The sequence below is a fragment of the Bradyrhizobium iriomotense genome (assembly GCF_018130765.1).
GTDB classification, from domain to species: Bacteria; Pseudomonadota; Alphaproteobacteria; order Rhizobiales; family Xanthobacteraceae; genus Bradyrhizobium; species Bradyrhizobium iriomotense_A.
Genome location: NZ_JAFCJZ010000021.1, coordinates 1 through 21788, shown reverse-complemented (window position 1 = coordinate 21788; position 21788 = coordinate 1). Strand labels below are relative to the sequence as shown.

Below are 21788 nucleotides of genomic sequence, written 5' to 3'. Positions count from 1 at the left end.
GCCTAGCCGGTCAGAACTGGCGCGGCGCGATCGGGGCCTTGCTGTTGCGTCCCCACAGCACGAACAGGCTGAGGGCCAGCAGGACGACATTGAGCGGTGTCACCGCAGCTTCGCCGCGCGAGAGGTGGAAGACCAGCGCAATCACCTGCAGCACCGAGCAGCCGAGCGCGGCGAGCACCGTCAGCCGCGGCAGGATCCGCGTCAGCGCCGGCAACAGGATGCCGATCCCGCCGGCGAGATCGACCAGCGCGATGGAGCGGACGAACGTTTCGGAATACTGCCCGGCCCACGGCATCATCGCCGCCAGCTGGGGAATCGGGGTGGTCAGCTTGACGAACCCCGCCGAGATGAAAACGAAGGCAAGGACGACCTGCGCAGCCCAGAGGCCGATGCGAAGGGCGCGGCCGGGGGTGGGGGTCTCGAGGGTGGTGGTGGACATGGTGGTTCTCCGGAATGTGAGGGTTGCCACCATTTGATGGTTTCTCCGTTTTTGATCATTATATCTTCCGGGATAGGTTCCTTTCCTGGATGTTGATGATCTCATGGATTCTCTGGTCAGCATGAGGGTGTTTTGCCTGGTCGCGGAGCTGAAGAGCTTTGCGACCGCGGCGCAGCGTCTGCGCATCTCCCCCGCCATGGCGAGCAAGCACGTCATGCAGCTCGAGAAGCGGCTGGGCACGCGGCTGCTCAACCGGACCAGCCGGCGCGTCAGCCTGAGCGAAAGCGGCGCGCTCTATTTCGAGCAGGCGCGGCAGATGCTGGATTCGCTCGACGAGGTCGAAGCCGCCGTCAGCAAGGCGACCGTCGTCCCGCGCGGCACGCTGCGGCTGACCGCGCCGGTGTGGATAGCGAACACGATCTTCGCGAGCGTGCTCGCGGACTACCAGGCCCGCTACCCGGAGGTGCGCCTCGACATCGATCTCAGCGGGCGCCTCGTCAATCTGGTCGAGGAGGGTTTTGATCTCGCCTTGCGTGCGACGGGCGCACCTGATGAGGCGCTGATCGCGCGCCCCATCACCGGCGTTCCGTTCTACATGGTTGCCGCCCCCGCCTACCTCAAACGCGCGGGCCGTCCGAAGACGTTCGCCGATCTCTCCGGCCAGGCCCTGTTGCACTACGCGCTTTATCCGGGCGAGAGCTTCTCCTTCGAGGGCGAGCACGGCCCCGAGACCGTCAAGCTCAACCCGGTGCTGCGCAGCGGCAACGAAACGCTGCTGCACATGGCGGCGCTGGAAGGCATGGGCCTCGCCTTCCTGCCGAAATGGCTGGTCGCTGAGGACATCGCCGCGGGACGTCTGGAGCACGTCATGCCCGGGCACATCGTCTTCGTCGGAAAGCTGTTCGCGGTCTATCCGAGCCGCAAATATCTCTCCGCAAAGGTGAGGACCTTCATCGACTTCATCGCCGCCGACAAGCGGATGAGGTAGCGGCCCTCTACAGCGACCTCGCGATCAACAGCTTCATGATCTCGTTGGTGCCGCCATAGATCTTCTGGATGCGGGAATCGATGAAGATGCGCGAGATCGGGTATTCCTGCATGTAGCCGTAGCCGCCGAACAGCTGCAGGCATTCGTCGGCGGTCTGGACCTGCTTGTCCGAGCACCAGTATTTCGCCATCGACGCCGTCACGGTGTCGAGGTCTTTTGCGACCAGCCGCTCGATGCACCAGTCGACGAAGACGCGGGCGATCATCGCCTCGGTCTTGCGCTCGGCGAGGGTGAAGGCGGTGTTCTGGAAGTCCAGCAGCGGCTTGCCGAAGGCCTTCCGCTCCTTGGTGTACTCGGTGGTGAGTTTTACGGCGCGCTCCATCGCGGCGACAGCGCCGACCGCGAGCGCGAGACGCTCCTGCGGCAATTGCTGCATCAGCTGGACAAAGCCCTGGCCCTCTTCCTTGCCGAGCAGGTTTTCCGGCGGCACGGTCACATTGTCGAAGAACAGCTCTGACGTGTCGGAGGCGTGCAGCCCGATCTTGTCGAGGTTGCGCCCGCGCTTGTAACCGTCCGCGCCTTCGGTCTCGACCACGATCAGCGAAATGCCTTTGGCGCCGGCCTCGCCGGTGCGCGCGACCACGATGACGAGATCGGCGGCCTGGCCGTTGGTAATAAAAGTCTTCTGGCCGTTGATGACGTAGGAATTGCCCTGCTTCTTCGCGGTGGTCTTGACGGCTTGCAGGTCCGAGCCGGTGCCGGGCTCGGTCATGGCAATGGCGCCGACCATCTCTCCGCTCGCCATCTTCGGCAGCCAGCGCTTCTTCTGCTCCTCCGAGCCGTAGTTGAGGATGTAATGCGCGACGATGGCGCTGTGCACGGAGACGCCGGTCGTCAGCTCCGGCACCGTGCTCTCGAGGTCATCGAGCACCGCGGCGTCATAGGCGAAGGTCGCGCCCAGGCCGCCATATTCCTCCGGCACGCTCGCCAGCAGCGCGCCCATCTCGCCGAGGCCGCGCCAGGCGAAGCGGTCGACCATCTTCTGCTCGCGCCATTTCTCGGCGTGCGGGGCCAGGTCCTTGGCGAGATATTTCCGGAACTGGTCGCGGAAGACGTCGAGCTCTTCGGTCATCCAGGAGGAGCGGTAGGGCATGGTTACCTCAGTTGATGCGCAGTTCCGGCTTGGTAGGCCAGCCGGCCGCGACAATTATTGTGTTTTCAGGCTGCGCCGGTGACGTTACCAAGGCGGCCGTAACAGCGTTTGTCGGGATGGCTGATTGTGGCAACCAAAACTCAAGAGCTCAAGCTCGACATCGAGCGCACCGGCACGGTCTCGGCGATCCTGACGCAGCCGGACAATGCGCGCGCGTGTTACGTCCTCGCGCATGGCGCGGGTGCTGACATGCGGCATGCCTTTATGGAGAAGGTCGCGGCGGGCCTCGGCGAGCGCGGCATTGCGACGTTCCGCTTCAATTTTCTCTACATGGAAAAGAAACACGGGCGCCCGGACCAGCCGGCGGTGGCGCACGCGGCCATCCGCGCGGCGGTCGCGGAGGCAGCGCGGCTCTGCCCCGGCGTTAAGCTCATTGCCGGCGGTAAATCGTTCGGCGGGCGCATGACCTCGCAGGCGCAGTCCAAGTCGCCATTGCCTGGAGTCAAAGGGCTCGCCTTCCTCGGCTTTCCCTTGCATGCCGACGGCAAGCCATCGGCGGAGCGCGCCGAGCATCTCACCGGCATCGCAATCCCCATGCTGTTCCTGCAAGGCACGCGCGACAAGCTCGCTGACCTTGACATCCTCAAGCCCGTCATCGCGAGGCTCGGCTCGAAGGCGACGCTGCATGAGGTCGAAGGCGGCGATCACTCCTTCGCGGTGCTAAAGAAGTCCGGCCGCAGCAATGACGAGGCGCTTACAGAGGTGCTGGACGCGCTCGCGGCTTGGATCGATCAAATCGCCTGAAGTTCAAGCGGAATAAAGCCCCTTGTCGCGCGCCTTCTGGACCGCCAGCGCGGCGATCAGGTCGAGCGTCGGCGTCGACAGGCCGGCGGTGCGCGCGAAGGCGGCAGGCGCCTTCACCAGCACGTCGATCTCCATGGCGCGGCCGAGCTCGTAATCCTGCAGCAGCGACGGCTTGTGGTTGGGAGCGGGGCCGCTGCGCGTGACGCGCTTGACCTCGGGGATGAAGTGCTGAGCGATGTCGTTGGCCTCGTTCAGCATGCGCGGAATGACCTCGGCGAAAGCGGGGTCGTCGCGCACGCCGCGCGCGGTCTGGCCGGTGAGCAGGCATAGCACGGACAGCGACATGTTGGTCAGCAGCTTTGACCAGATCGCCTCCCGGATCTCCGCCACCGGCGGCGATTCCAGCCGGGCGTCGTTGAAGACGTTGCGCAGCTTGGTGATGCGCTCGCAATTGCGGTCGTCGCATTCGCCGATCAGGAGGCGGTTGCGGTCCGGCGTGAGGTTCTGCACGACACCGGGCGCGGTCACCTCGTTGGAGGAGAAGATGACGCCGCCGACGATCCGCTCTTTCGGAATGCAGGCGCGCAGGCGGCCGCCGGGATCGAGGAAGGAAATGTCCGGCGGTGTCGGGTGCCGGGGCGGCAGGCCGATACCGTACCACCAGGGAATGCCGTTCTGCGCGAACACGATGGCCGTGTCGTCCTGGAGCAGCGGCTTGATGCTGGAGACCAGCCCCGTCAGCGCGGTCGCCTTCAGCGTGGAGATCACGACGTCCTGCGGGCCGAGCTGGGCCGGATCCCCTGACGCGTTCACCTTGGCGGAAACCTCGGAATCGCCGACCCGCAGCTTGAGGCCGTTCGCGCGCACCGCTTCCAGATGCGCGCCGCGCATCACGCATGAGACCTCATGGCCGGCGCGCGCCAGCCGTATCGCAATGTGGCTGCCGACGGCGCCCGCGCCGAAAATGCAGATGCGCATGTATGTCCCGTCCCTGATCCCATGGTGCCGCCCGGAGACAGCATGACACAAGCCGCCATGCGGTGGACGCGGCCGCCCTACGCCGGAAAGATATGGATCGGCATGCACTGCCTCGGTCATAGTGCGTGGCAAACAAACAACCGGAGGATCGCCGATGACTGCCAGCCCTGTCCTGTGGAGCCTCGATGAACGCGGGGTCGCGACCGTCACGTTGAACCGGCCGGAGGTTAACAACGCCTATGACGGCGCCTTGATATCAGGCGTGCTCGCGGCCATGGACGAGCTGGCTAAGAAGCCGAACCTCCGCGTCGTCGTTCTCAGGGGCAACGGCAAGCATTTCCAGGCCGGCGCCGACCTCAAATGGATCAATGGTGTGCGCCCGCAATCGGCCGAGGCCAACGAGGCAGCCTCGCGGGCGACCTTCGAGGCCGTGCAGCGGCTCAACACCTTGCCCATCCCGACGGTCGCACTGGTGCAGGGCGGCTGCTTCGGCGGCGGCACCGGCGTGATCGCGGCTTGCGATGTCGTGATTGCCGCGGACAACGCCCTGTTCTCCATCACCGAGGTGCGCTGGGGCCTGACCGCCGCGATCATCATCCCGCAGCTCTGCGACGCCATTAGTGTACGGCAAGTCCGCCGCTACGCGCTCACCGGCGAGCGCTTTGGCGCCGAAGACGCCCGCCGCATCGGTCTCGTGCACGAGGTGGTGCCGCTCGCCGATCTCGATTCTGCCGGCAACAAGGTGGTCGAGCAGTTGCTGGCCAACGGCCCGGAGGCAATGGCCGAGACCAAGCGTCTGGCGCTGGAGAGCTCGTTCGGCGGCATGGCGGTGGACGATGCCGCCTACAAGCGGCTCGTGCAGCTGCATTCGCTCAAGCGCCAGAGCGCGGAGGCCGCGGAAGGGCTGGCCTCGTTCGCGGAGAAGCGGGCGGCGAAGTGGGGTGGCGCGAAAGGTTGAGCGTCAGCAGCCGCGGCAGATGTTGTTGATGCTGCGATAGACGGCGTCGTCGTCCTGCCGCATCTGGTGCAGCGTTTCGAGCGTCTTGCTCTCGTTAGCCGGCGCGGCGGGCTTGCGCTTCGCCGCGAGTTCTTCCTCCTGACGCTTGTAGCAGGCTTCGCGATCGGGCTTGGCCTGGATGAAGCGGCAGTTCTGCTCCACGGCCGAGGCGGCGGTGGTTGAGATCGCGAGAGCGGTCAGGGCGGCGAATGCGTATTTCACGAATGTCGAATCCATGGCGGCCCTTCTCTCAGGTCTGTTACGCGAGAGCAACTGCCATGTTGCGACAGGTGCGCGACACGGCGAACACCGCGTAGCCCGGATGAGCGAAGCGATATCCGGGATTGTCGCGAGAGCCCCGCATGTCGCTTCGCTCATGCGGGCTACGGCCCTCTCGCAATTGACACGGCCTACAGCGACGGTGCCAGTGACGTTTTCAGCAGTGTCAGAAGCGCCTGCACTGCGGCTGCGTTGCGGCGCCGTTCCGGAATCGCGGCCTTCACCCACAATTCCGGAATCGGAAAGTCGCGGAGCACCGGCTTGAGCGTGCCGTCGCGCAAGGCATCCGCGACGAGATAATATGACATCAGTGCGATGCCGTTGCCGGCGATCGCGCTGCGCGCCAGCACGTGTCCTTCGTTGGAGGACAGCAATGGACTGACCTGGATGCTGATGCGGCCGCGCGGTCCGTCGAAAATCCACTCCGGTCCGGTCGGCAAAAAACTGAGGCAGCGGTGCTCGACGAGGTCGCGGGGATGCTTTGGCGTGCCGTGCTTCTTCAGGTAAGCGGGCGAGGCACAGAGCAGTCGCTTCAGCTGACACAGCGGCTCGTCGACTACGCCGCCGAAGGAATGCGGGAAGGCACCGATGGCGATGTCGAATCCCTCGGTCACGGGATCGACCGGGCGATCGATCAGCACGATCTCGAGTTTTAATCGCGGGTTCTGGGTCTGGAACGCGCTGAAGGCGTCGGCAAGGCGCGCCACCGTCAGCGAGGTCGGCGCCTTGATGCGCAGGTGATCGACGAGATCGTGGCCCTTCTCGCCCATGCGCGACAGCAGGTCGGTGGCATCGGTGACGACACCGCGCGCGCGATGCACGTAGCGCTGGCCGGCTTCGGTCAGACGCAATTGCCGGGTCGAGCGGTGAAACAGCGGCGTGCCGATCCGCGCCTCCAGTTGCGTGACGCGCTTGGCGACGACGGAGGTCGAGACATTGAGCTTGCGTGCCGCGGCAGAGAAGCCGGCGGCATCCGCGGTGGCGAGGAAGGCCTGGAGGTTCACGAGGATGTCCATTTTCACCTTTCTCGATTCGCGAAAGCTGATCGCGTATTTTGGTGGATTGTAGCCCGCTACGCGTTAATTCATAGTCGTCTCCAAGCAAAGGAATTTTGGGAAGGGACGCGCCATGCGGGCCACGACGATCGAAGAACCAGCGCGCCAAGTGCCGCTCTACGGCGAATATGAAGTCGTCGTGCTCGGCGGCGGTCCGGCCGGCATTGTGGCGTCGGCCTCCGCGGCGCGCGCGGGGCGGAAGACGCTGCTGATCGAGCGCTACGGCTTCCTCGGCGGCATGGGCACGGCCGCCGGCGTCACCAATTTCTGCGGTCTGCACGGCAATGTCTACGGCAAGGCGCACCGGCTGGTGCAGGGCATGGCGTCCGAGCTGCTGGCACGGATCGACCTGCTCAATGGCCTTAACACGCCACACCTGATCCTCGGCAAGGTGTTCGCCCAGGCCTATGACACCGCGGCCTACAAGATCGCGGCCGATCAGCTGCTCGCAAGCCACGGGGTGCACATCCTCTTCCATGCCCTCGGCGCCGGCGTGGTGATGAGCGACGACCGTCGCATCGACGCGTTGCTGGTCGAGACCAAGGCCGGCCGGCAGGCCGTGCGCGCGGAGATTTTTATCGATTGCTCCGGCGATGGCGATCTCGCCGTCTGGGCCGGTGCGCCGTTCGAGATCGGCGACGAGCACGGTCATCCGCTGTATCCGTCGATGATGCTGCGTCTCAACGGTATCGACCCTGACAAGGCCGGCGAGGCCTGGCGCACGATTCCGCAATTGATGGAGAAGGCGCTCGCCGCCGGCACCCACACATTCCCGCGCAAGAGCGCGATCGTGCGGCCGCAAAAGTCCGGCATCGAGTGGCGGGTGAATTTTACGCAAGTGGCGCGCGAGGACGGCTACGCCATCAACGGCGTCGAGCCCGACGATCTCACCCGCGGCGAGATCGAGGGCCGCAAGCAGGCGCTCGCCGCGTACGAATTCCTGCGCAGCACCGTGCCGGGCTTTGAAAAATCCTACATTGTCGACCTGCCGCCGCAGCTCGGCATCCGCGAAACCCGCCGCATCAAGGGCGGCTACCAGCTTAGCGGCGAGGACGTGCTCGGCTGCGCCTCGTTCGAGGATTCCATCGGCGTCAATGGCTGGCCGATCGAGGCCCACGTTCCCGGCGACGTCGTCTTCACCTTCCCGCCGATCCCGGAATCCCGCGGCTATAACGAACTGCCCTACCGCATGCTGGTGCCCGAGGGCGTGGACAATCTGCTGGTCGCCGGCCGCTGCGCCTCGATGACCCATGAGGGCCAGTCGGCGGCGCGGGTCTCCGGTGCCTGTTTCGTGATGGGCGAGGCGGCAGGTTCCGCCGCCGCATTGGCGCTCTCCGGAAATCGGATTCCACGCGAAATCCCCATTGAAAAATTGCAGGAAACGTTGAAACAACAGGGCGCCTTCATCGGGCGGGACCAGGTGGTGCCCGAGGGCCTGTAACGGACTGCAAGAGAACACGAGAGGAAACGGGATGATCGGAATTGTACGGCTCGCAGCTGCTGGCCTGATGGCGATCATGGCGATGGGGACGGCGCGGGCCGAGGATGCGCTGAAGGCCAAGGTCGGCGTGCTCCGCCTGTCTTCCTCCGCGCCCGTCTTCATTGCGCAGGACAAGGGCTATTTCCGCGAGGCCGGTCTCGACGTCGAGCTGAAATTCTTCGATGCGGCGCAGCCGATCGCGGTCGCGACCACCTCGGGCGACGTCGATTTCGGCGTCACCGCCTTCACCGCCGGTCTCTACAATCTCGCCGGCAAGGGCACGCTGAAGGTGATCGGCGGCATGAGCCGCGAGAAGCCCGGCTATCCCCTGATCGGCTATTTCGCCAGCAACAACGCCTATGCGGCCGGCCTGAAGACATCGAAGGACCTCGCGGGCAAGCGCGTGGCGATGACGCAAGTTGGTTCCTCCTTTCACTATTCGCTCGGCCTGCTCGCCGACAAATACGGCTTCAAGCTCGCGGACGTGAAGATCGTGCCGCTGCAATCGCTGTCGAATGCGGCGGCTGCGCTGAAAGGCGAAACCGTCGATGCAGCGCTTCTCCCCATCTCGACCGCGCGAAAACTGATGGACGAGGGCGGCGCGAAGTTTCTGGGCTGGGTCGGCGACGAGACGCCGTGGCAGCTCGGCGCGGTGTTCGCTTCGCCGAAGACGCTGACCAACAAGGCGCTGGTGACGAAATTCCTTGGCGTGCTCGCGAAAGCCGACCGCGAATATCACGACGTCATCCTCGCCGCGATGAAGGACGGCGTCGCCCCGATCAACGACAAGACGAAGCCGCTGCTGGAGATCATTGCGAAATACACCAACCTGCCGGTCGAGCAGGTGGTCGGCAACTGCGCCTATATCGATCCCGACGGCAAGCTCGACGTCAAGAACGTCGACAACCAGATCAAATGGCTGCAGGAGCAGGGCTTTGCCGACAAGGGCTTTGACGCCGACGCGATCATCGCCAAGGACTATGTGAAGGCGGACTAACCCTTCGTCATTCCGGGGCTCGCGAAGCGAGAACTATGGTGCGCACTTGCGCACCTGAGAATCTCGAGGTTCCGGGTCTGATCCTTCGGATCATCCCGGAACGACGGAGAAATGGATAGACGAGACAGAATGGACCTGATCGCCAGCCACATTACCCACCGCTTCGGCGATCTCGCCGTGCTCGACGACGTCTCCTTCACCGTCGGTGCGGGCGAGGTGGTGGCGATCGTCGGTCCCTCGGGCTGCGGCAAGAGTACGCTGCTGTCGATCCTCGGCGGCCTGTTGCAGCCGACCTCCGGCGCGCCGGAGCTGCGCGGGGCGCCGCCGGCGGACAGTCTCAATCCGCTCACCTTCGTGTTTCAGGATTTTGCGTTGCTGCCCTGGGCCACGGTCGAGGAGAACGTCGAATTCCCGCTGCTGCACACCCAGCTCTCGGCCGCGCAGCGCCGCGCGCTGGTCGAGGACGCCTTGCGCCGCACCGGGCTGACCGACTTTCGCCAGACCTATCCAAAGCAACTCTCCGGCGGCATGCGCCAGCGCGTCGGCATTTCGCGCGCGCTTGCGGTCAAGCCTGCGATCCTGCTGATGGACGAGCCGCTCTCGGCGCTCGATTCGCAGACGCGCGAGCTGCTGATGGAGGATTTCGTCCGCCTCCTCGCCGATGGCGGCATGGGCGCGGTCTACGTCACCCACAATCTCGAAGAAGCCGCGCGGCTCGCCGACCGCATCGTGGTGCTGTCGCGCCGGCCCGGGCGCATCCGCGAGGTCGTGACCGTGCCGATGACGCGCGCCGAACGCGGAGAAGCGGCCGCGCGTGAAAAGCTGCTGGCGCTGCAGAACCAGATCTGGTCGCTGATCCGCAACGAGGCGATCGATGCCGAGCGCGAGGTCCAGCATGCTTGACCGCTCAGCGAGCGATGTGGCCTCGAAGGATGAAGCGACGCGCCGCGTCCGCTTCCGCGGCGCAGGCTTCGTGCCCGCCTCGAGCCGCTTCGGCGGCTGGATCGCGCTCGCGCTCGTCATCGCGATCTGGCAGGCCGCCGGCAGCGCTGGGCTCGTCAATGCGCTGTTCCTGCCGACACCCTCTGCGATCGCGCGCGCGATCTACCAGCTCGCGATCTCGGGCGCGCTGTGGCAGCACCTGTCCGCTTCGCTCCTGCGTATCGGTGTCGGCTGGGTGCTCGGGACAGTGGCGGGCGTCGCCGTCGGCTTCGCCATCGGCCTGTCGCGGCTAGCGCGCAGTGTCGGCATCACCTTCATCTCGGCGCTGTTCCCGATCCCGAAGATCGCGCTGCTGCCGCTCTTGATCCTCTGGCTCGGCATCGGCGAAGAGCCGAAGATCGCGACCATTGCCTTGGGCGTGTTCTTCTCGACCGCGATCTCGGTCTATAGCGGTGTCGATGCGGTGCCGCGCAACCTCATCCGCATGGCGCAGAGCTTCAACGTTCCCTTTGCCACCATCGTGCGCAAGGTGATCTGGCCGGGCGCGTTGCCGGCGATTCTCGCCGGCTTCCGCATCACGGCGTCGGTGGCGCTGTTGCTCGTCGTCAGCGCCGAGATGATCGGCGCGCAATACGGCATCGGCGCCTTCGTGCTCCAGGCCGGCAATCTGATGCAGACCGATCAGCTGCTCGCGGGCGTGGTGATCCTGTCGGTGTTTGGACTGGCGGTCGGAAAGGTGATCGGCTGGCTGGAGACGCGGCTGCTGCACTGGCGGTAGCGGCATCCACCGCTGCCGTAGGGTGGGCAAAGCGCAAGCGTGCCCACCATTTAGAAGACGTGGGCACGGCGCGTTGCGCCTTTGCCCACCCTACGAGACCGTCAGGCGTTGCCGCGATCCTCGCGGAACAGATCCAGCTTCTGCTGCACCGGCCGATCGGAGAAGCTGAACAGCACGGCATCTTCATCCGCCTCGTGCGTCACCCAGTGCCAGCTCGGCACCACGAACAAATCGCGCGGGCCCCATTCGAACACCGCATCGCCAATCCTGCTCCGGCCTCTGCCTTCGATCGGGCAGAACACGGTGGCATCGGTCGAACGATAGCGCGCGGTGTTAAAACCCTTCGGCAGCAGCTGGATGAAGGTGCCGATGGTCGGCATGGCGAAATCGCCGGTCTCGGGGTTGCTGAACTTCAGCTTCAGCCCGTGGCAGGCGTCCCACTCCTGGCTCGTCCTGGCCTTCTCCAGCGCCTCGCGCGTGTGGGCGTAGGGATAGCTGAAGATCGGCGAGGTCTTCGAGCTGCGCTTCACATCGACCGGCAGCAGATTGTGGCCGTAGCGCGCAAAACTGTCGCCCGCGGGCTTGGTGATCTTCTGCTGGTCTTCCTTGGAGCCTTCCGCGAAGGAGCAGTCGAAGAACTGCACCAGCGGGATGTCGAGACCGTCGAGCCAGAACATCGGCTGATCGGTCTCGTTGGAGTGGTCGTGCCAGGTCATCGACGGCGTGATGATGAAGTCGCCGGGCTCCATCGCGGTGCGCTCGCCGTCGACCGCGGTGTGCGCGCCCTTGCCTTCGAGCACGAAGCGCAGCGCCGACTGGCTGTGGCGATGGGCGGGCGCGACGTCGCCGGGCACCACCATCTGCACGCCGGCATAGAGCGAGGTCGTGATCTTGGACTGCCCGCGCAGGCCGGGGTTCTCCAGCACCAGCACGCGTCGCTCGGCTTCCTTGGCGGTGATGAGCTTGCCGGCCTCCGTCATGTAGTCGCGGATGACGTCGAACTTCCACAAATGCGGTCGGCAGGCGCTCTTCGGCTCCGGCGTGATCAAATCGCTCATCACCGTCCACAGCGCGGTGAGATTTTCGCCGTCGATCTTCTTGTAAAACGCCTCGCGTTCCGGCGTCTTGGTCACGGCTTCCATGGCGCGGCTCCCGTCGTCGTTCTCGTTGAGATTGACAGCATACTGACAATCTTTGTAGCGTCAATGGCGGCTCCGGCTGCAAAGCAACGAGAAAACCGGGAGGGTTCCGATGAAGCTGCACGGCTATTTCCGCTCAAGCGCCGCCTACCGCGTGCGCATCGCGCTGAACCTCAAGAGCCTTGGCGCCGAACATCTGCCGCATCATTTGCGCAAGGGCGAGCAATGCGCGCCCGCTTATCTTGCCATCAACCCGCAGGGCCTGGTGCCGGCGCTGGAGAACGATGCGGGTGCAGTGCTGACCCAGTCGGTCGCCATCATCGAATGGCTGGACGAAACCCATCCCAATCCGCCGCTGCTGCCGAAGGATCCGCTGCGCCGCGCCAAGGTGCGTGCATTCGCGCTGGCGATCGCCTGCGACACCCATCCGGTGCAGAATTTGAAGGTGCTGGCGCGGCTGCGCGAGCTTGGCCTTGCCGAGGAGAAGGTCCAGGACTGGGCCGCCTGGGTCAACCGCGAGGGCCTGTCGGCCTGCGAGACGTTGATCAAGAACGAGGCGGGCCCGTTCTGCTTCGGCGATGCGCCGACGCTCGCCGATCTCTGCCTGGTGCCGCAGCTCGCGAACGCGCGCCGCTTCGGCGTCGACGTGTCGGCCTATCCGCGCCTGCTTCAGGCTGAGGCCGCCGCCAAGGCGCTGCCGGCCTTCGCCAGTGCCGCGCCGGAGAAGCAGCCCGATGCCGAGTAAGCCTGCCGCTCCCATCACGATCGACGCCGTCTATGCCGCGCCGGGCTATCTGTTCCGTCGCATGCAGCAGATCGCGGTCTCGATCTTCATGGAGGAGTGCAAGGCGTTCGACCTTACGCCGGTGCAATATGCCGCGCTGATCGCGATCCACACCCATCCCGGCATCGACGCGACCCGGCTCTCGGCGGTGATCGCCTTCGACCGCTCGACGCTCGGCAGCGTGATCGAGCGGTTGCAGGCCAAGGACTATATCGAGCGCAAGCCGGCACCCGAGGACAAGCGGATCAAGCTGCTCTATCTGACGAAATCAGGCGCTGCGATCCTGCGCGAGATCATCCCCGCCGTCGAGCGCGCCCAGGCGCGCATGCTGGAGCCGCTCAAGCCCGCCGATCGCAAGGCGCTGATGGGGCTTCTGACGCAACTCGTCGACCTCAACAACGAGGCCTCGCGGGTGCCGCTGCGGGCGGAAGATGCGCTGGAGCATCTGGGGAAGGGCGGGTGAGGGTGGGTTTGCCGAGACGGCAGCGCAGAACTCAACTGTCGTCCCGGACAAGCGCAGATCCAGACAGCGCGGAGCGTTGTCTGGAGCGGAGCGCCGATCCGGGACCCATAACCACAGGAAGCCGTGGTTATGGGGATTCGGAGTTGCACTTCGCGTCTAACCTTGTCCTGTGGCTATGCGTCCCGGATCGGCGCGCGCTTGAGGCGCGCTTGTCCGGGACGACACTGAACGTGTGGCTCCGTCCCTGCCTCACATCCTCAACAGCGCCTGCCGGTCGATCTTCCCCGTGCCCGTCTTCGGCAACTCGTCGATGAAGATCACCTCGCGCGGATATTTGTACGGTAGCAGCTTGCCCTTCACGTAATCCTGCAAGCGCCGCGTCGCTTCGGCCTGGTCGGCCGCGCGGTTGTTCATCACCACCACTGCCTTCAGCGTCATCCGCCGGTCCGGCAGCTCGGCGGCGAACACCGCGCATTCGCGGATATCGGGATGATCGGCGAGGCACAGCTCGACCTCGAGCGGATAGACCCACTGGCCGGAGATCTTGATGAGATCGTCGGCGCGGCCGCGGAAGAAATGGAAGCCGTCGGCATCGCGCACGAAGCGGTCGCCGGTGTAGATCCAGCCGCCCTCGCGGATGGTCTCGGCGGATTTGTCCGGTCGGTTCCAGTACAGCGGCGTGTTGGAATCGCCGCGCACCCACAGAATTCCTTCCTCGTTGTCGCCGACCTCACGCCCGTCCTTGTCGCGCAGCGCAACCTCGTAGCCGGGTACGCGTAAGCCCGCGGCGCCGAGCTTCTTCTGCTCGGGGCGGTTGGAGAGATAGATATGCAGCACCTCGGTCGAGCCGAGGCCTTCGACGATCTCCAGCCCCGTGAGCGTCTTCCAGCCGTTGAAGACCTCCGCCGAGAGCACTTCGGCGGCGGAGAGCGCCATGCGCAGCGACGAGAAATTCGTCCTCTCTGCGCCCTCGGCCTTGGTCAGCGAGGTATAGAGCGTCGGCAGGCCGAAGAAGACCGTCGGCCTGTACTGCTCGATCGCCGCGAAGATCGCCGCCGGCTTCGGCTGGCCCGGCAACAGCAGCGTCGCAGCTCCCGCCGAGAACGGGAAGGTGACGGAATTGCCGAAGCCATAGGCGAAGAAGATCTTCGGCACCGAGAAGCAGATGTCGTCAGGCGTCAGCTTCAGCACATTCCGCGCAAAGGCGACCTCGCTATAGGCCATGTCGTGCTGGAGATGCACGATGCCCTTGGGCCGGCCCGTCGAGCCCGACGAGTACATCCAGAGCGCCATCTCGTCGCGATCGGTGTCCGCTTCGGCAAGCTCGGTCGGGAATTGTGCGAGCCAGCTCGCCGCCGCGACCGCGGCAGGCGCGGTGTGCTCGCCGACCTCGCCATTGACGACGATCAGCGTCTGCAGCTTCGTGTCCTGGCACGCCTCGGCATTGAAGCGCGCGCAGAACTCGGCCTCGGCGACGGCAACGGCAGCACCGGAATCGGCGAGATAGAACTGCAGGAGGTCCGGCGGCGTCAGCGTGTTGATCAGCAGCGGCACGAAGCCGGCGCGCACCGCGCCGAAGAAGGCGGCCGGATAGGCCGGCGTGTCGTCGAGGAACAGCAGCACACGGTCGCCGCGCTTCAGGCCGAGCGAGGCAAAACCGTTGCCCCAACGGCAAGCCTCCGCGCAGAGCTCGGCATAGGTGCGCGTGCCCGCGGGACCAATAAGGGCGAGCTTGTCGCCGCGGCCCCGGGCCAGATTGTCGAACAGCACGCGGCTGGCATTGTAGGTCTGCGGAGCGGCGAAGCCGATCTCGCGCGCGCCCGCGCTGTCGGCGGGTACCTGGTCGTGAATCTCGTTGCTCATGCCGTCGCCTCGCCGGCCGCATCCGCACCGTCGCCTGCACCATTCTTGGCGACCTCATATTGCGCCATGAAGGCCGGCGACATGTGGCGCAGGCGTGCATCGTCGATGCGCCCGGAGCGGGTGATGTAGCTGTAGGCAAAATCCATGAGGTCGAGCTGCATGTGCTGGGCGAAGTGCTCGTACCAGAATGCGCTGGTGCGTGCCGCATTGATGAGCTTCTGCACCACCGGCTTGCGCTCGGCCTGGTAGCGCTGCAGCGCGGTGGTCAGATGCGCATCGGATTCCAGCGCCTTGACCAGCGCGATCGCGTCCTCGATCGCAAGCCGCGTACCCGAGCCAATCGAGAAATGCGCCGAGTGCAGGGCGTCGCCGATCAGCACTATGTTCTTGAACGACCAGTGCTCGTTCCAGACCCAGGGGAAATTGCGCCAGACCGATTTGTTTGACACCAGGCAATGGCCGCCGAGCGTGTCGGCAAACACCTCCTCGCAGACGCCCTTGGACTGCTCGACGTCCTTGTAGGCGAAGCCATAGGCTTGCCAGGTCGCGTAATCGCATTCGACCAGGAAGGTGCTCATGGTCGGTGAGTAGCGGTAGTGATGGGCGTTGAAGGCGCCGCGGTCGGTCTTCACGAAAGTCTGCGACAGCGTGTCGAAGCGCTTGGATGTGCCGTACCAGACGAACTTGTTGGAGGAGTAGGACAGCGAGGTGCCGAAATCGCCCTCATAGGCGCGGCGCACCAGTGAGTTCAGCCCGTCGGCGGCAACGATCAGGTCGTGGCCGTTGAGCTGGTCGATCGCGTGGACCTGTGTGTCGAAGCGCGGCGTGACGCCGGCATCAAGCGCACGCTGCTGCAGGAATCTCAGGAGCTCGAGCCGGCCGATCGAGGAGAAGCCGACGCCGTCGATGGCGACGCTGTCGCCATGCAGGTTCAGCGTGATGTTCTCCCAGCTCTCCATATGCGGGGAGATCGCATCGACCGTCTCGGGGTCGTCGGCGCGCAGGAATTCCAGGGCCTGGTCGGAGAACACGACGCCAAAGCCCCAGGTCGCGTCGGCCGGGTTCTGTTCGAACAGGTCGACTTGATCCTCAGGGTGACGCTTCTTCCAGAGATAGGCGAAGTAGAGCCCGCCGGGCCCCCCGCCAATCACGGCGATCCGCAACGTCTGCCTCCCTAATTGACAGTATACTTACTATCTAGGGGTAGACTAATGTGCTCCGACGTCCGGCGCCAGCGGAATTATCGGCAAGGCCGGCACGCCGAAACTCGCTTTCGGACACGCGTTTTGCGCGTGTCCGAAATCCTCAAGCACGAAACATAGCCAAACCGGGCCGGATTGGCCACCCAGGGGTCAGACGCAGCGCTTCACGTAGACGCCGTTCACCAGCACCCTGGTACAGCGGACCACCGGAACCGGCTTGCGGACGACGACGGCCGCGTTCGGCCCGGCGCAACCGGCGCGATAGACGCCGCGGGCGCACACCACCGCGTTGGCATCTTTGGCCTCGAACGTCATGGTCGCCCCGAAGGCAAGAAGTGCGGAAGCGATCAGCAGCAACGAACGCATGTCTTTCTCCCGGTCTTGTCGTGATTGAAATCGGATATTTGCAAAAGATTTGTCGTCGCAGCCGCGCGAACATTCATTCGCCCGACGCTTCGTCGTGATCACGCGCCTTGGCGCGTGATCGTGCCCTGCCTTAACGTGCGGCGAACGGGGCGAGCACGTCCTTGCACGCGGGCGACAGCGAGGCGGCGTTATTGGAGATGCATTGGATGATGCGGCCGCCACCGGGCGCGACGCCGGCGCAGAGGGTGCGGATGTCGGCGCCGCAGGCCGACCGGACGATGAACAGCTCTTCACGCGGCAGCAGCGGACGCAGAACGATCACGGCCGGTGCCGCGGCAGGCGCTGCCGCCGCAGCCGGAGCAGCACCAGGTGCGGCCGCCGGCGCACCGCCGCCGAACGCCGCACTCACCGCCTTGGCGCAGCCCGCCGACACCTTCGCCCTGTTCTTCTCCAGACATTCGAGCGCGGGCGCGCCGCCCGGCGGCACGCTGGCGCAGACCTTGGGATAGTCGCCGCGACAGGCGCTCTTGATCGCGGAGACCTGCGCAGGGCTCGGCTGCTTTGGTGCTGCCGCTTTCGGGACGGCTTCCGCTGCCGGTTTGGCCGCAGGCTCGGCAGCGGGCGCAGCATCCGTCTTTGCAGGTTCAGATTTGGCAGGTTCGGATTTAGCAGGTTCGGATTTCGCGGGCGCAGCTTCGGTCTTCGGCGCGGATGCCGGCTCGACCGCGCGAACTGCGGCCTGGCATCCCGACGACAGGCTGGACATGTTCTTGGCGAGGCATTGATACGCTTCCACGCCGCCGGGCGTCACGCTCGAGCAATGCGCCATGAAGTCCGAGCGGCATGCGGAGCGGATGGCGCTCTTCTGAGCCTCGGTCGGCGCCTGCGCGAACGTTCCTGTTGCAGTTGCGAAGAGCGCCGCCGCCAGCAATGCCGTGCGCGTTGATGCATGTTTCAACGTGTTGAACATCTGAGTGAATTCCTGCCCGGTCGGCAACGCCGACAATTTTCAAAAGATATGCAAGCGCAATCATCGCGAGTAATGCCTCGCGAGCGGCATCTTTGGCCCCTTTGGCTTCTACCGCAAGTAGATAATGCCGATGCGATTGCGACGTAACTACGTCGTCAGTCTCACCATGCGCTTGCCGCGGTTCTCGCCCGCGAGCAATCCGATCAGCGCTTTCGGCGTGCTCTCGAGGCCATCGATGATGTCTTCCTGCACCTTGAGCTTGCCGGATTTCACCCAGGCCTGGAGATCGGCGAGCGCGCGCTGGCTGTCCTTCATGTAGTCCATGACGATGAAGCCCTGCATCACGAGCCGCTTCACCACGATCAGCCCGGGCACGCCGCGTGGGCCGTGCGCGGAGGGCGCGCCGTCATATTGCGAGATCGCGCCGCAGCAGGCGATGCGGCCGTAATTGTTCATTTGCGGCAGACAGGCTTCCAGAATGTCGCCGCCGACATTGTCGAAATAGACGTCGATGCCTTTGGGCGCAGCTGCGCGCAACGCCTTGAACACCGCGCCGTCCTTGTAGTCGACGGCGGCATCGAAGCCGAGCTCGGAGGTCAGCCAGTGGCACTTGTCGGCGCCGCCGGCGATGCCGATGACACGACACCCCTTGATCTTGGCGATCTGCCCGACGATCGAGCCAACCGATCCCGCGGCCGCCGAGACCACGACCGTCTCGCCCTCCTTGGGCTTGCCGACATCCAGCAGGCCGAAATAGGCGGTGAGGCCGGCGATGCCGAACACGCTGAGCAGATGCGTCATCGGCTCGAGCTTCGGCATCTTGGTCAGATGCTTCGCAGGCACTGCGGCAAACTCCTGCCAGCCGGTGTCGCCGAACACGATGTCGCCGGGAGCGAGCCCCGGTGCCTTCGAGCTGACGACCTCGGCGATGGCGCCGCCGGCCATCACGCTGTTGGCTTCGACGGCGGAACGATAGGTCGCGCCGTGCATCCAGGCGCGGTTGGCGGCGTCGAGCGAGATGTATCGCACGCGCAGCAAGGCCTCGCCGTCCTTCGGCTCCGGCATCGCGCCCTCGACCATCTTGAAATGTTCAGGACCGAGCTTGCCGCTCGGCTTTTCCACCAGCAGAATCTGACGATTAATGTTGCCGCTCATGGCGTTCCCCTCTTCATTTGTTTGACGATTATTGATGCAGCCGCCGCAAAGAAAACGTGCAAGCCGCATTCGTTGTGCGTTGCATGAAGGCTAGATCGTGCGTTCCTGTTTCGCAACGGGAACATCTCGCAACACGAATGCACGCAAACCGTGTTGCGTCGCTGTCATATCTGCGACATCATGAAGCGGCCGGTGTAGTGGGGGTAAGCAATGTCGAACAGGTTTACGCAATACATCCTTGCCGCGATGGTGCTGGGCATCGTCATGGGGGCGGCGATCTTCAACTTCCTGCCCGACACGCGAGCCGACTGGGCTTCCTCCATCAACCTGATCGCCATGATGTTCCTGCGCCTGATCAAGATGATCATCGCGCCTTTGGTGTTCGCGACCCTGGTCGGCGGCATCGCCCATATGGGAAGCGGCTCGCGGCTCGGGCGCATCTTCGCCAAGACCATGGGCTGGTTCATCAGCGCCTCCTTCGTGTCGCTGCTGCTCGGCCTTGTGATGGTCAATCTGCTCCAGCCCGGCGCGAACTTCCCCGGCACGCTGCCTGCGGCGGGGCAATCGACCGGCTTGCCGGTCTCGGCCTTCTCGATCGAGAAATTCCTGACCCATCTGATCCCGACCTCGATCGCGGATGCGATGGCGCAGAACGAGATCCTCCAGATCGTGATCTTCGCCGTGTTCTTCTCGGTGGCAATGGGCTCGATGCCGGAGCGGTCGAAGCCGATCCTGGCGATGATCGACGACGTCGCCCACATCATGCTGAAGGTGACGAGCTATGTGATGCTGTTCGCGCCGCTCGCGGTGTGGGCCGCCATCACCGCCACCGTCGCCAAGAACGGCCTCGGCGTGCTGTGGAAGCTCGTCGTCTTCATGGGCGGTTTCTATCTCGCGCTCGCCATCCTCTGGGTCATTCTGATGATCGTCGGCTTCCTCGTGATCGGGCCGCGCTACAGCCATCTGCTGAAGCTGATCCGCGAGCCGCTGATGATCGCGTTCTCGACCGCGAGCTCGGAAGCGGCCTACCCGAAGACGCTGGAGGGCTTGACCAAGTTCGGCGCCTCGTCGCGGATCTCGAGCTTCGTGCTGCCGCTCGGTTATTCCTTCAATCTCGACGGCACGATGATGTACTGCACTTTCGCCAGCATCTTCATCGCGCAGACCTACCACATCGAGATGTCGCTCGCGACGCAACTGGCGATGCTCGCGACCCTGATGATCACCTCGAAGGGCGTCGCCGGCGTGCCGCGCGCCTCCCTCGTCGTGATCGCCTCGACGCTGTCGCAGTTTGGCATCCCGGAGGCGGGCCTCTTGATGATCATGGGCATCGACACCTTCCTCGACATGGGACGCAGCGCCACCAACGTGATCGGCAACTCACTGGCGACCGCCGTGGTCGCGAAGTGGGAAGGCGAGCTCGGGCCGGAGCACGAGCTCGGGCCGGGCGAGGTGGCGACGCCGGACATGGTGCCTGGCGAATTGCCCGCGATGGCCGGCCATTGACGGAGGTGCATCATGCGCCGCTCATTGGCGATATCGGGCAGCCTGTTGCTGGCAGCGTGTCTGCTGGCAACTGGCGCCTCAGCGCAGACCGGCGGCAGCGAAGGGCTTAGCCCGACGCTGTCGGCCATCAAGAAGGCGCACACCGTGCGGCTCGGCTATCGCGAAAGCTCGCCGCCGTTCTCCTTCCTCGACCAGTCGGGTCGTCCGATCGGCTACAGCCTCGAATTATGCGAGGCCATCGTCGAGGAGATCGGCGTCGAGGTCGACGATCCCAATCTCAAGATCGACTACGTCAAGGTCACCTCGGACGACCGCATCGATGCCGTGCTCCAGAACAAGATCGACCTGGAGTGCGGTTCGACCACCGCCAATGCCGAGCGCGGCAAGCGCGTCGCCTTCTCGCCCTTGATGTTCGTGGCCGGCACCAAGCTGATGGTGCCGAAAGCGTCCAGCGTGTCGGCTGTCACTGATCTCAAGGGCAAGACCGTGGTGGTGACCAAGGGCACCACCAACGAGCAAGCGATGCATGCGGCCGACAAGAAGTTCTCGCTCGGCCTCAACATCGTCACTTCGCCCGATCACGAGCAGTCGTATCAGATGCTCGCCGACGGCAAGGCCGATGCGTTCGCGACCGACGACATCCTGCTGTTCGGCCTGATCGCGCGCCACAAGGCGCAGGACAAGTTCCGCGTCACCGGCGACTATCTGTCCTACGATCCCTACGGCATCATGTTCAAGAAGGGCGAGCCGCAGCTCTCCGCCGTGGTCGAGCGCGCCTTCCGCAAGCTCGGCTCCAACCGCGACCTCGTCCCGCTCTACAACAAATGGTTCATCGCCCGGCTCCCAACAGGCGAACGGCTGAACGTGCCGATTTCGCTGCAGCTGGAGGAAGCTTTCAAGGCGATGGACGATTCCGCCAGCGCGAATAATTGAGCGGCTTGTATTGCGATGATCGCCCGCGATCTCGCTGCACCCTCTCCCCTTGTGGGAGAGGGTGGCTTCGCGAAAGCGAAGCCGGGTGAGGGGTCTCTATCCCCACGAGCGGAGTTGCGAGTGGAGAGAACCCCTCATCCGGCGCTTCGCGCCACCTTCTCCCACATGTGGGCCTGTTGCGTTATCGGCTTTTGAGGCTGAGGACGTTCGGAGAGAGGGGCGCGGTCAGGGCCATTGCCGGCCAAGTGTGTAGTTGTCGCCCTCGGCGGGCGGCTCAGGCCGCGATCGCGGCCCACCGCCTCATGTTGAAGGCGATCGAGGCAAGCAGGACTTGCCCGCTTGCCTTGGTGAGACCGACGTAGCGAATGCAGGTGAGCCGCATCCGGCGTTTGAGGGTGGCAAAGGTGGTCTCCACCGTTGCCCGTCGTCGTGCGATGAGAAGGTTGTAGCGTTTGAGCCGGGGTGGCAGCTTTGGATGATGCCTGTTGGGACGGAACGCGATGCGCGGCTTTTTGCC

The 21788-nt window shown here is 64.7% G+C and carries 23 protein-coding genes; 11 read left to right on the top strand and 12 right to left on the bottom strand.

What is annotated here, in order from left to right:
* Positions 1-10: 10 nt before the first annotated feature.
* On the bottom strand, positions 11-439 hold the full coding sequence (locus tag JQ635_RS29395; RefSeq protein WP_211413280.1) for a DoxX family protein: 429 nt from the start codon (positions 437-439) through the stop codon (positions 11-13).
* 103 nt (positions 440-542) lie between these two features.
* Here JQ635_RS29395 and JQ635_RS29390 point away from each other — a divergent pair, with 103 nt between their 5' ends.
* Complete coding sequence (locus JQ635_RS29390) at positions 543-1427, top strand: LysR family transcriptional regulator (protein ID WP_211413278.1); 885 nt, start codon at positions 543-545, stop codon at positions 1425-1427.
* A gap of 7 nt (positions 1428-1434) precedes the next feature.
* Here the strand turns inward: JQ635_RS29390 and JQ635_RS29385 are convergent, their stop codons facing one another.
* Positions 1435-2580, bottom strand: coding sequence for an acyl-CoA dehydrogenase family protein (locus JQ635_RS29385; protein WP_211413276.1), 1146 nt, complete (start codon positions 2578-2580; stop codon positions 1435-1437).
* A gap of 126 nt (positions 2581-2706) precedes the next feature.
* Between JQ635_RS29385 and JQ635_RS29380 the strand changes: the two genes are divergently transcribed.
* A complete protein-coding gene (locus tag JQ635_RS29380; protein WP_211413274.1) occupies positions 2707-3384 on the top strand; it encodes an alpha/beta hydrolase family protein in 678 nt (225 codons plus the stop codon).
* Positions 3385-3387: 3 nt separating this feature from the next.
* Here JQ635_RS29380 and JQ635_RS29375 read toward each other — a convergent pair whose 3' ends face one another.
* Complete coding sequence (locus tag JQ635_RS29375; RefSeq protein ID WP_211413273.1) at positions 3388-4362, bottom strand: ketopantoate reductase family protein; 975 nt, start codon at positions 4360-4362, stop codon at positions 3388-3390.
* Positions 4363-4516: 154 nt separating this feature from the next.
* Here JQ635_RS29375 and JQ635_RS29370 point away from each other — a divergent pair, with 154 nt between their 5' ends.
* Entirely contained in the window at positions 4517-5320 is an 804-nt protein-coding gene (locus tag JQ635_RS29370; protein WP_211413271.1) for an enoyl-CoA hydratase-related protein, read from the top strand.
* 3 nt (positions 5321-5323) lie between these two features.
* Here the strand turns inward: JQ635_RS29370 and JQ635_RS29365 are convergent, their stop codons facing one another.
* Together JQ635_RS29365 and JQ635_RS29360 are read right to left on the bottom strand one after the other, a co-directional pair.
* Positions 5324-5596, bottom strand: a complete 273-nt coding sequence (locus tag JQ635_RS29365) for a hypothetical protein (protein WP_211413269.1) — start codon at positions 5594-5596, stop codon at positions 5324-5326.
* Positions 5597-5769: 173 nt separating this feature from the next.
* Entirely contained in the window at positions 5770-6654 is an 885-nt protein-coding gene (locus tag JQ635_RS29360) for a LysR family transcriptional regulator (protein ID WP_211413267.1), read from the bottom strand.
* Positions 6655-6766: 112 nt separating this feature from the next.
* Here JQ635_RS29360 and JQ635_RS29355 point away from each other — a divergent pair, with 112 nt between their 5' ends.
* The 4 genes from JQ635_RS29355 (at position 6767) to JQ635_RS29340 (ending at position 10890) form a co-directional block, all read left to right on the top strand.
* Positions 6767-8134, top strand: coding sequence for an FAD-dependent oxidoreductase (locus tag JQ635_RS29355; RefSeq protein WP_211413265.1), 1368 nt, complete (start codon positions 6767-6769; stop codon positions 8132-8134).
* 31 nt (positions 8135-8165) lie between these two features.
* Positions 8166-9170: an ABC transporter substrate-binding protein gene (locus JQ635_RS29350; RefSeq protein ID WP_211413264.1), complete on the top strand. Its 1005-nt coding sequence runs from the start codon at positions 8166-8168 to the stop codon at positions 9168-9170.
* Between the two features lie 129 nt (positions 9171-9299).
* Entirely contained in the window at positions 9300-10073 is a 774-nt protein-coding gene (locus tag JQ635_RS29345) for an ABC transporter ATP-binding protein (RefSeq protein ID WP_211413263.1), read from the top strand.
* Positions 10066-10890, top strand: a complete 825-nt coding sequence (locus tag JQ635_RS29340) for an ABC transporter permease (protein WP_211413262.1) — start codon at positions 10066-10068, stop codon at positions 10888-10890. Before JQ635_RS29345 ends, JQ635_RS29340 begins: the two co-directional genes overlap by 8 nt.
* Before the next feature lie 101 nt (positions 10891-10991).
* Here JQ635_RS29340 and gtdA read toward each other — a convergent pair whose 3' ends face one another.
* Positions 10992-12032, bottom strand: coding sequence for a gentisate 1,2-dioxygenase (gene gtdA, locus JQ635_RS29335; RefSeq protein ID WP_211413261.1), 1041 nt, complete (start codon positions 12030-12032; stop codon positions 10992-10994).
* 109 nt (positions 12033-12141) lie between these two features.
* Between gtdA and maiA the strand changes: the two genes are divergently transcribed.
* Together maiA and JQ635_RS29325 are read left to right on the top strand one after the other, a co-directional pair.
* Complete coding sequence (maiA, locus tag JQ635_RS29330; protein WP_211413260.1) at positions 12142-12774, top strand: maleylacetoacetate isomerase; 633 nt, start codon at positions 12142-12144, stop codon at positions 12772-12774.
* A complete protein-coding gene (locus JQ635_RS29325) occupies positions 12764-13276 on the top strand; it encodes a MarR family winged helix-turn-helix transcriptional regulator (RefSeq protein WP_211413256.1) in 513 nt (170 codons plus the stop codon). The genes maiA and JQ635_RS29325 overlap by 11 nt, the downstream gene beginning before the upstream one ends.
* A gap of 249 nt (positions 13277-13525) precedes the next feature.
* Here the strand turns inward: JQ635_RS29325 and JQ635_RS29320 are convergent, their stop codons facing one another.
* From JQ635_RS29320 to JQ635_RS29300, 5 genes are all read right to left on the bottom strand, one after another.
* Entirely contained in the window at positions 13526-15139 is a 1614-nt protein-coding gene (locus JQ635_RS29320) for a benzoate-CoA ligase family protein (protein ID WP_211413253.1), read from the bottom strand.
* Positions 15136-16302 (bottom strand): FAD-dependent monooxygenase, encoded by a 1167-nt coding sequence (locus JQ635_RS29315; RefSeq protein WP_211413250.1) that lies wholly within the window; start codon positions 16300-16302, stop codon positions 15136-15138. The genes JQ635_RS29320 and JQ635_RS29315 overlap by 4 nt, the downstream gene beginning before the upstream one ends.
* A 189-nt stretch (positions 16303-16491) precedes the next feature.
* Positions 16492-16707 (bottom strand): hypothetical protein, encoded by a 216-nt coding sequence (locus tag JQ635_RS29310; RefSeq protein ID WP_080140703.1) that lies wholly within the window; start codon positions 16705-16707, stop codon positions 16492-16494.
* Between the two features lie 130 nt (positions 16708-16837).
* Positions 16838-17677: a hypothetical protein gene (locus tag JQ635_RS29305; protein ID WP_211413249.1), complete on the bottom strand. Its 840-nt coding sequence runs from the start codon at positions 17675-17677 to the stop codon at positions 16838-16840.
* A 147-nt stretch (positions 17678-17824) separates the two neighbouring features.
* Positions 17825-18832, bottom strand: coding sequence for an NADP-dependent oxidoreductase (locus tag JQ635_RS29300; RefSeq protein ID WP_211413247.1), 1008 nt, complete (start codon positions 18830-18832; stop codon positions 17825-17827).
* Positions 18833-19042: 210 nt separating this feature from the next.
* Between JQ635_RS29300 and JQ635_RS29295 the strand changes: the two genes are divergently transcribed.
* Together JQ635_RS29295 and JQ635_RS29290 are read left to right on the top strand one after the other, a co-directional pair.
* Positions 19043-20338, top strand: a complete 1296-nt coding sequence (locus tag JQ635_RS29295; RefSeq protein WP_211413246.1) for a dicarboxylate/amino acid:cation symporter — start codon at positions 19043-19045, stop codon at positions 20336-20338.
* Between the two features lie 12 nt (positions 20339-20350).
* Entirely contained in the window at positions 20351-21271 is a 921-nt protein-coding gene (locus JQ635_RS29290; RefSeq protein ID WP_211413245.1) for an amino acid ABC transporter substrate-binding protein, read from the top strand.
* A gap of 274 nt (positions 21272-21545) precedes the next feature.
* Here the strand turns inward: JQ635_RS29290 and JQ635_RS29285 are convergent.
* Positions 21546-21788 (bottom strand): transposase (locus JQ635_RS29285; RefSeq protein ID WP_211413244.1); only part of this gene is annotated, 243 nt, incomplete at its 5' end.

Coding starts and splice junctions, on each gene's coding strand:
- JQ635_RS29345 (WP_211413263.1), top strand. CDS start 9,300: ATGGACCTGATCGCCAGCCACATTACCCACCGCTTCGGCGATCTCGCC.
- JQ635_RS29370 (WP_211413271.1), top strand. CDS start 4,517: ATGACTGCCAGCCCTGTCCTGTGGAGCCTCGATGAACGCGGGGTCGCG.
- gtdA (WP_211413261.1), bottom strand. CDS start 12,032: ATGGAAGCCGTGACCAAGACGCCGGAACGCGAGGCGTTTTACAAGAAG.
- JQ635_RS29390 (WP_211413278.1), top strand. CDS start 543: ATGGATTCTCTGGTCAGCATGAGGGTGTTTTGCCTGGTCGCGGAGCTG.
- JQ635_RS29375 (WP_211413273.1), bottom strand. CDS start 4,362: ATGCGCATCTGCATTTTCGGCGCGGGCGCCGTCGGCAGCCACATTGCG.
- JQ635_RS29355 (WP_211413265.1), top strand. CDS start 6,767: ATGCGGGCCACGACGATCGAAGAACCAGCGCGCCAAGTGCCGCTCTAC.
- JQ635_RS29305 (WP_211413249.1), bottom strand. CDS start 17,677: ATGTTCAACACGTTGAAACATGCATCAACGCGCACGGCATTGCTGGCG.
- JQ635_RS29295 (WP_211413246.1), top strand. CDS start 19,043: ATGTCGAACAGGTTTACGCAATACATCCTTGCCGCGATGGTGCTGGGC.
- JQ635_RS29300 (WP_211413247.1), bottom strand. CDS start 18,832: ATGAGCGGCAACATTAATCGTCAGATTCTGCTGGTGGAAAAGCCGAGC.
- JQ635_RS29365 (WP_211413269.1), bottom strand. CDS start 5,596: ATGGATTCGACATTCGTGAAATACGCATTCGCCGCCCTGACCGCTCTC.
- JQ635_RS29395 (WP_211413280.1), bottom strand. CDS start 439: ATGTCCACCACCACCCTCGAGACCCCCACCCCCGGCCGCGCCCTTCGC.
- JQ635_RS29340 (WP_211413262.1), top strand. CDS start 10,066: ATGCTTGACCGCTCAGCGAGCGATGTGGCCTCGAAGGATGAAGCGACG.
- JQ635_RS29320 (WP_211413253.1), bottom strand. CDS start 15,139: ATGAGCAACGAGATTCACGACCAGGTACCCGCCGACAGCGCGGGCGCG.
- JQ635_RS29360 (WP_211413267.1), bottom strand. CDS start 6,654: ATGGACATCCTCGTGAACCTCCAGGCCTTCCTCGCCACCGCGGATGCC.
- maiA (WP_211413260.1), top strand. CDS start 12,142: ATGAAGCTGCACGGCTATTTCCGCTCAAGCGCCGCCTACCGCGTGCGC.
- JQ635_RS29350 (WP_211413264.1), top strand. CDS start 8,166: ATGATCGGAATTGTACGGCTCGCAGCTGCTGGCCTGATGGCGATCATG.
- JQ635_RS29290 (WP_211413245.1), top strand. CDS start 20,351: ATGCGCCGCTCATTGGCGATATCGGGCAGCCTGTTGCTGGCAGCGTGT.
- JQ635_RS29385 (WP_211413276.1), bottom strand. CDS start 2,580: ATGCCCTACCGCTCCTCCTGGATGACCGAAGAGCTCGACGTCTTCCGC.
- JQ635_RS29325 (WP_211413256.1), top strand. CDS start 12,764: ATGCCGAGTAAGCCTGCCGCTCCCATCACGATCGACGCCGTCTATGCC.
- JQ635_RS29310 (WP_080140703.1), bottom strand. CDS start 16,707: ATGCGTTCGTTGCTGCTGATCGCTTCCGCACTTCTTGCCTTCGGGGCG.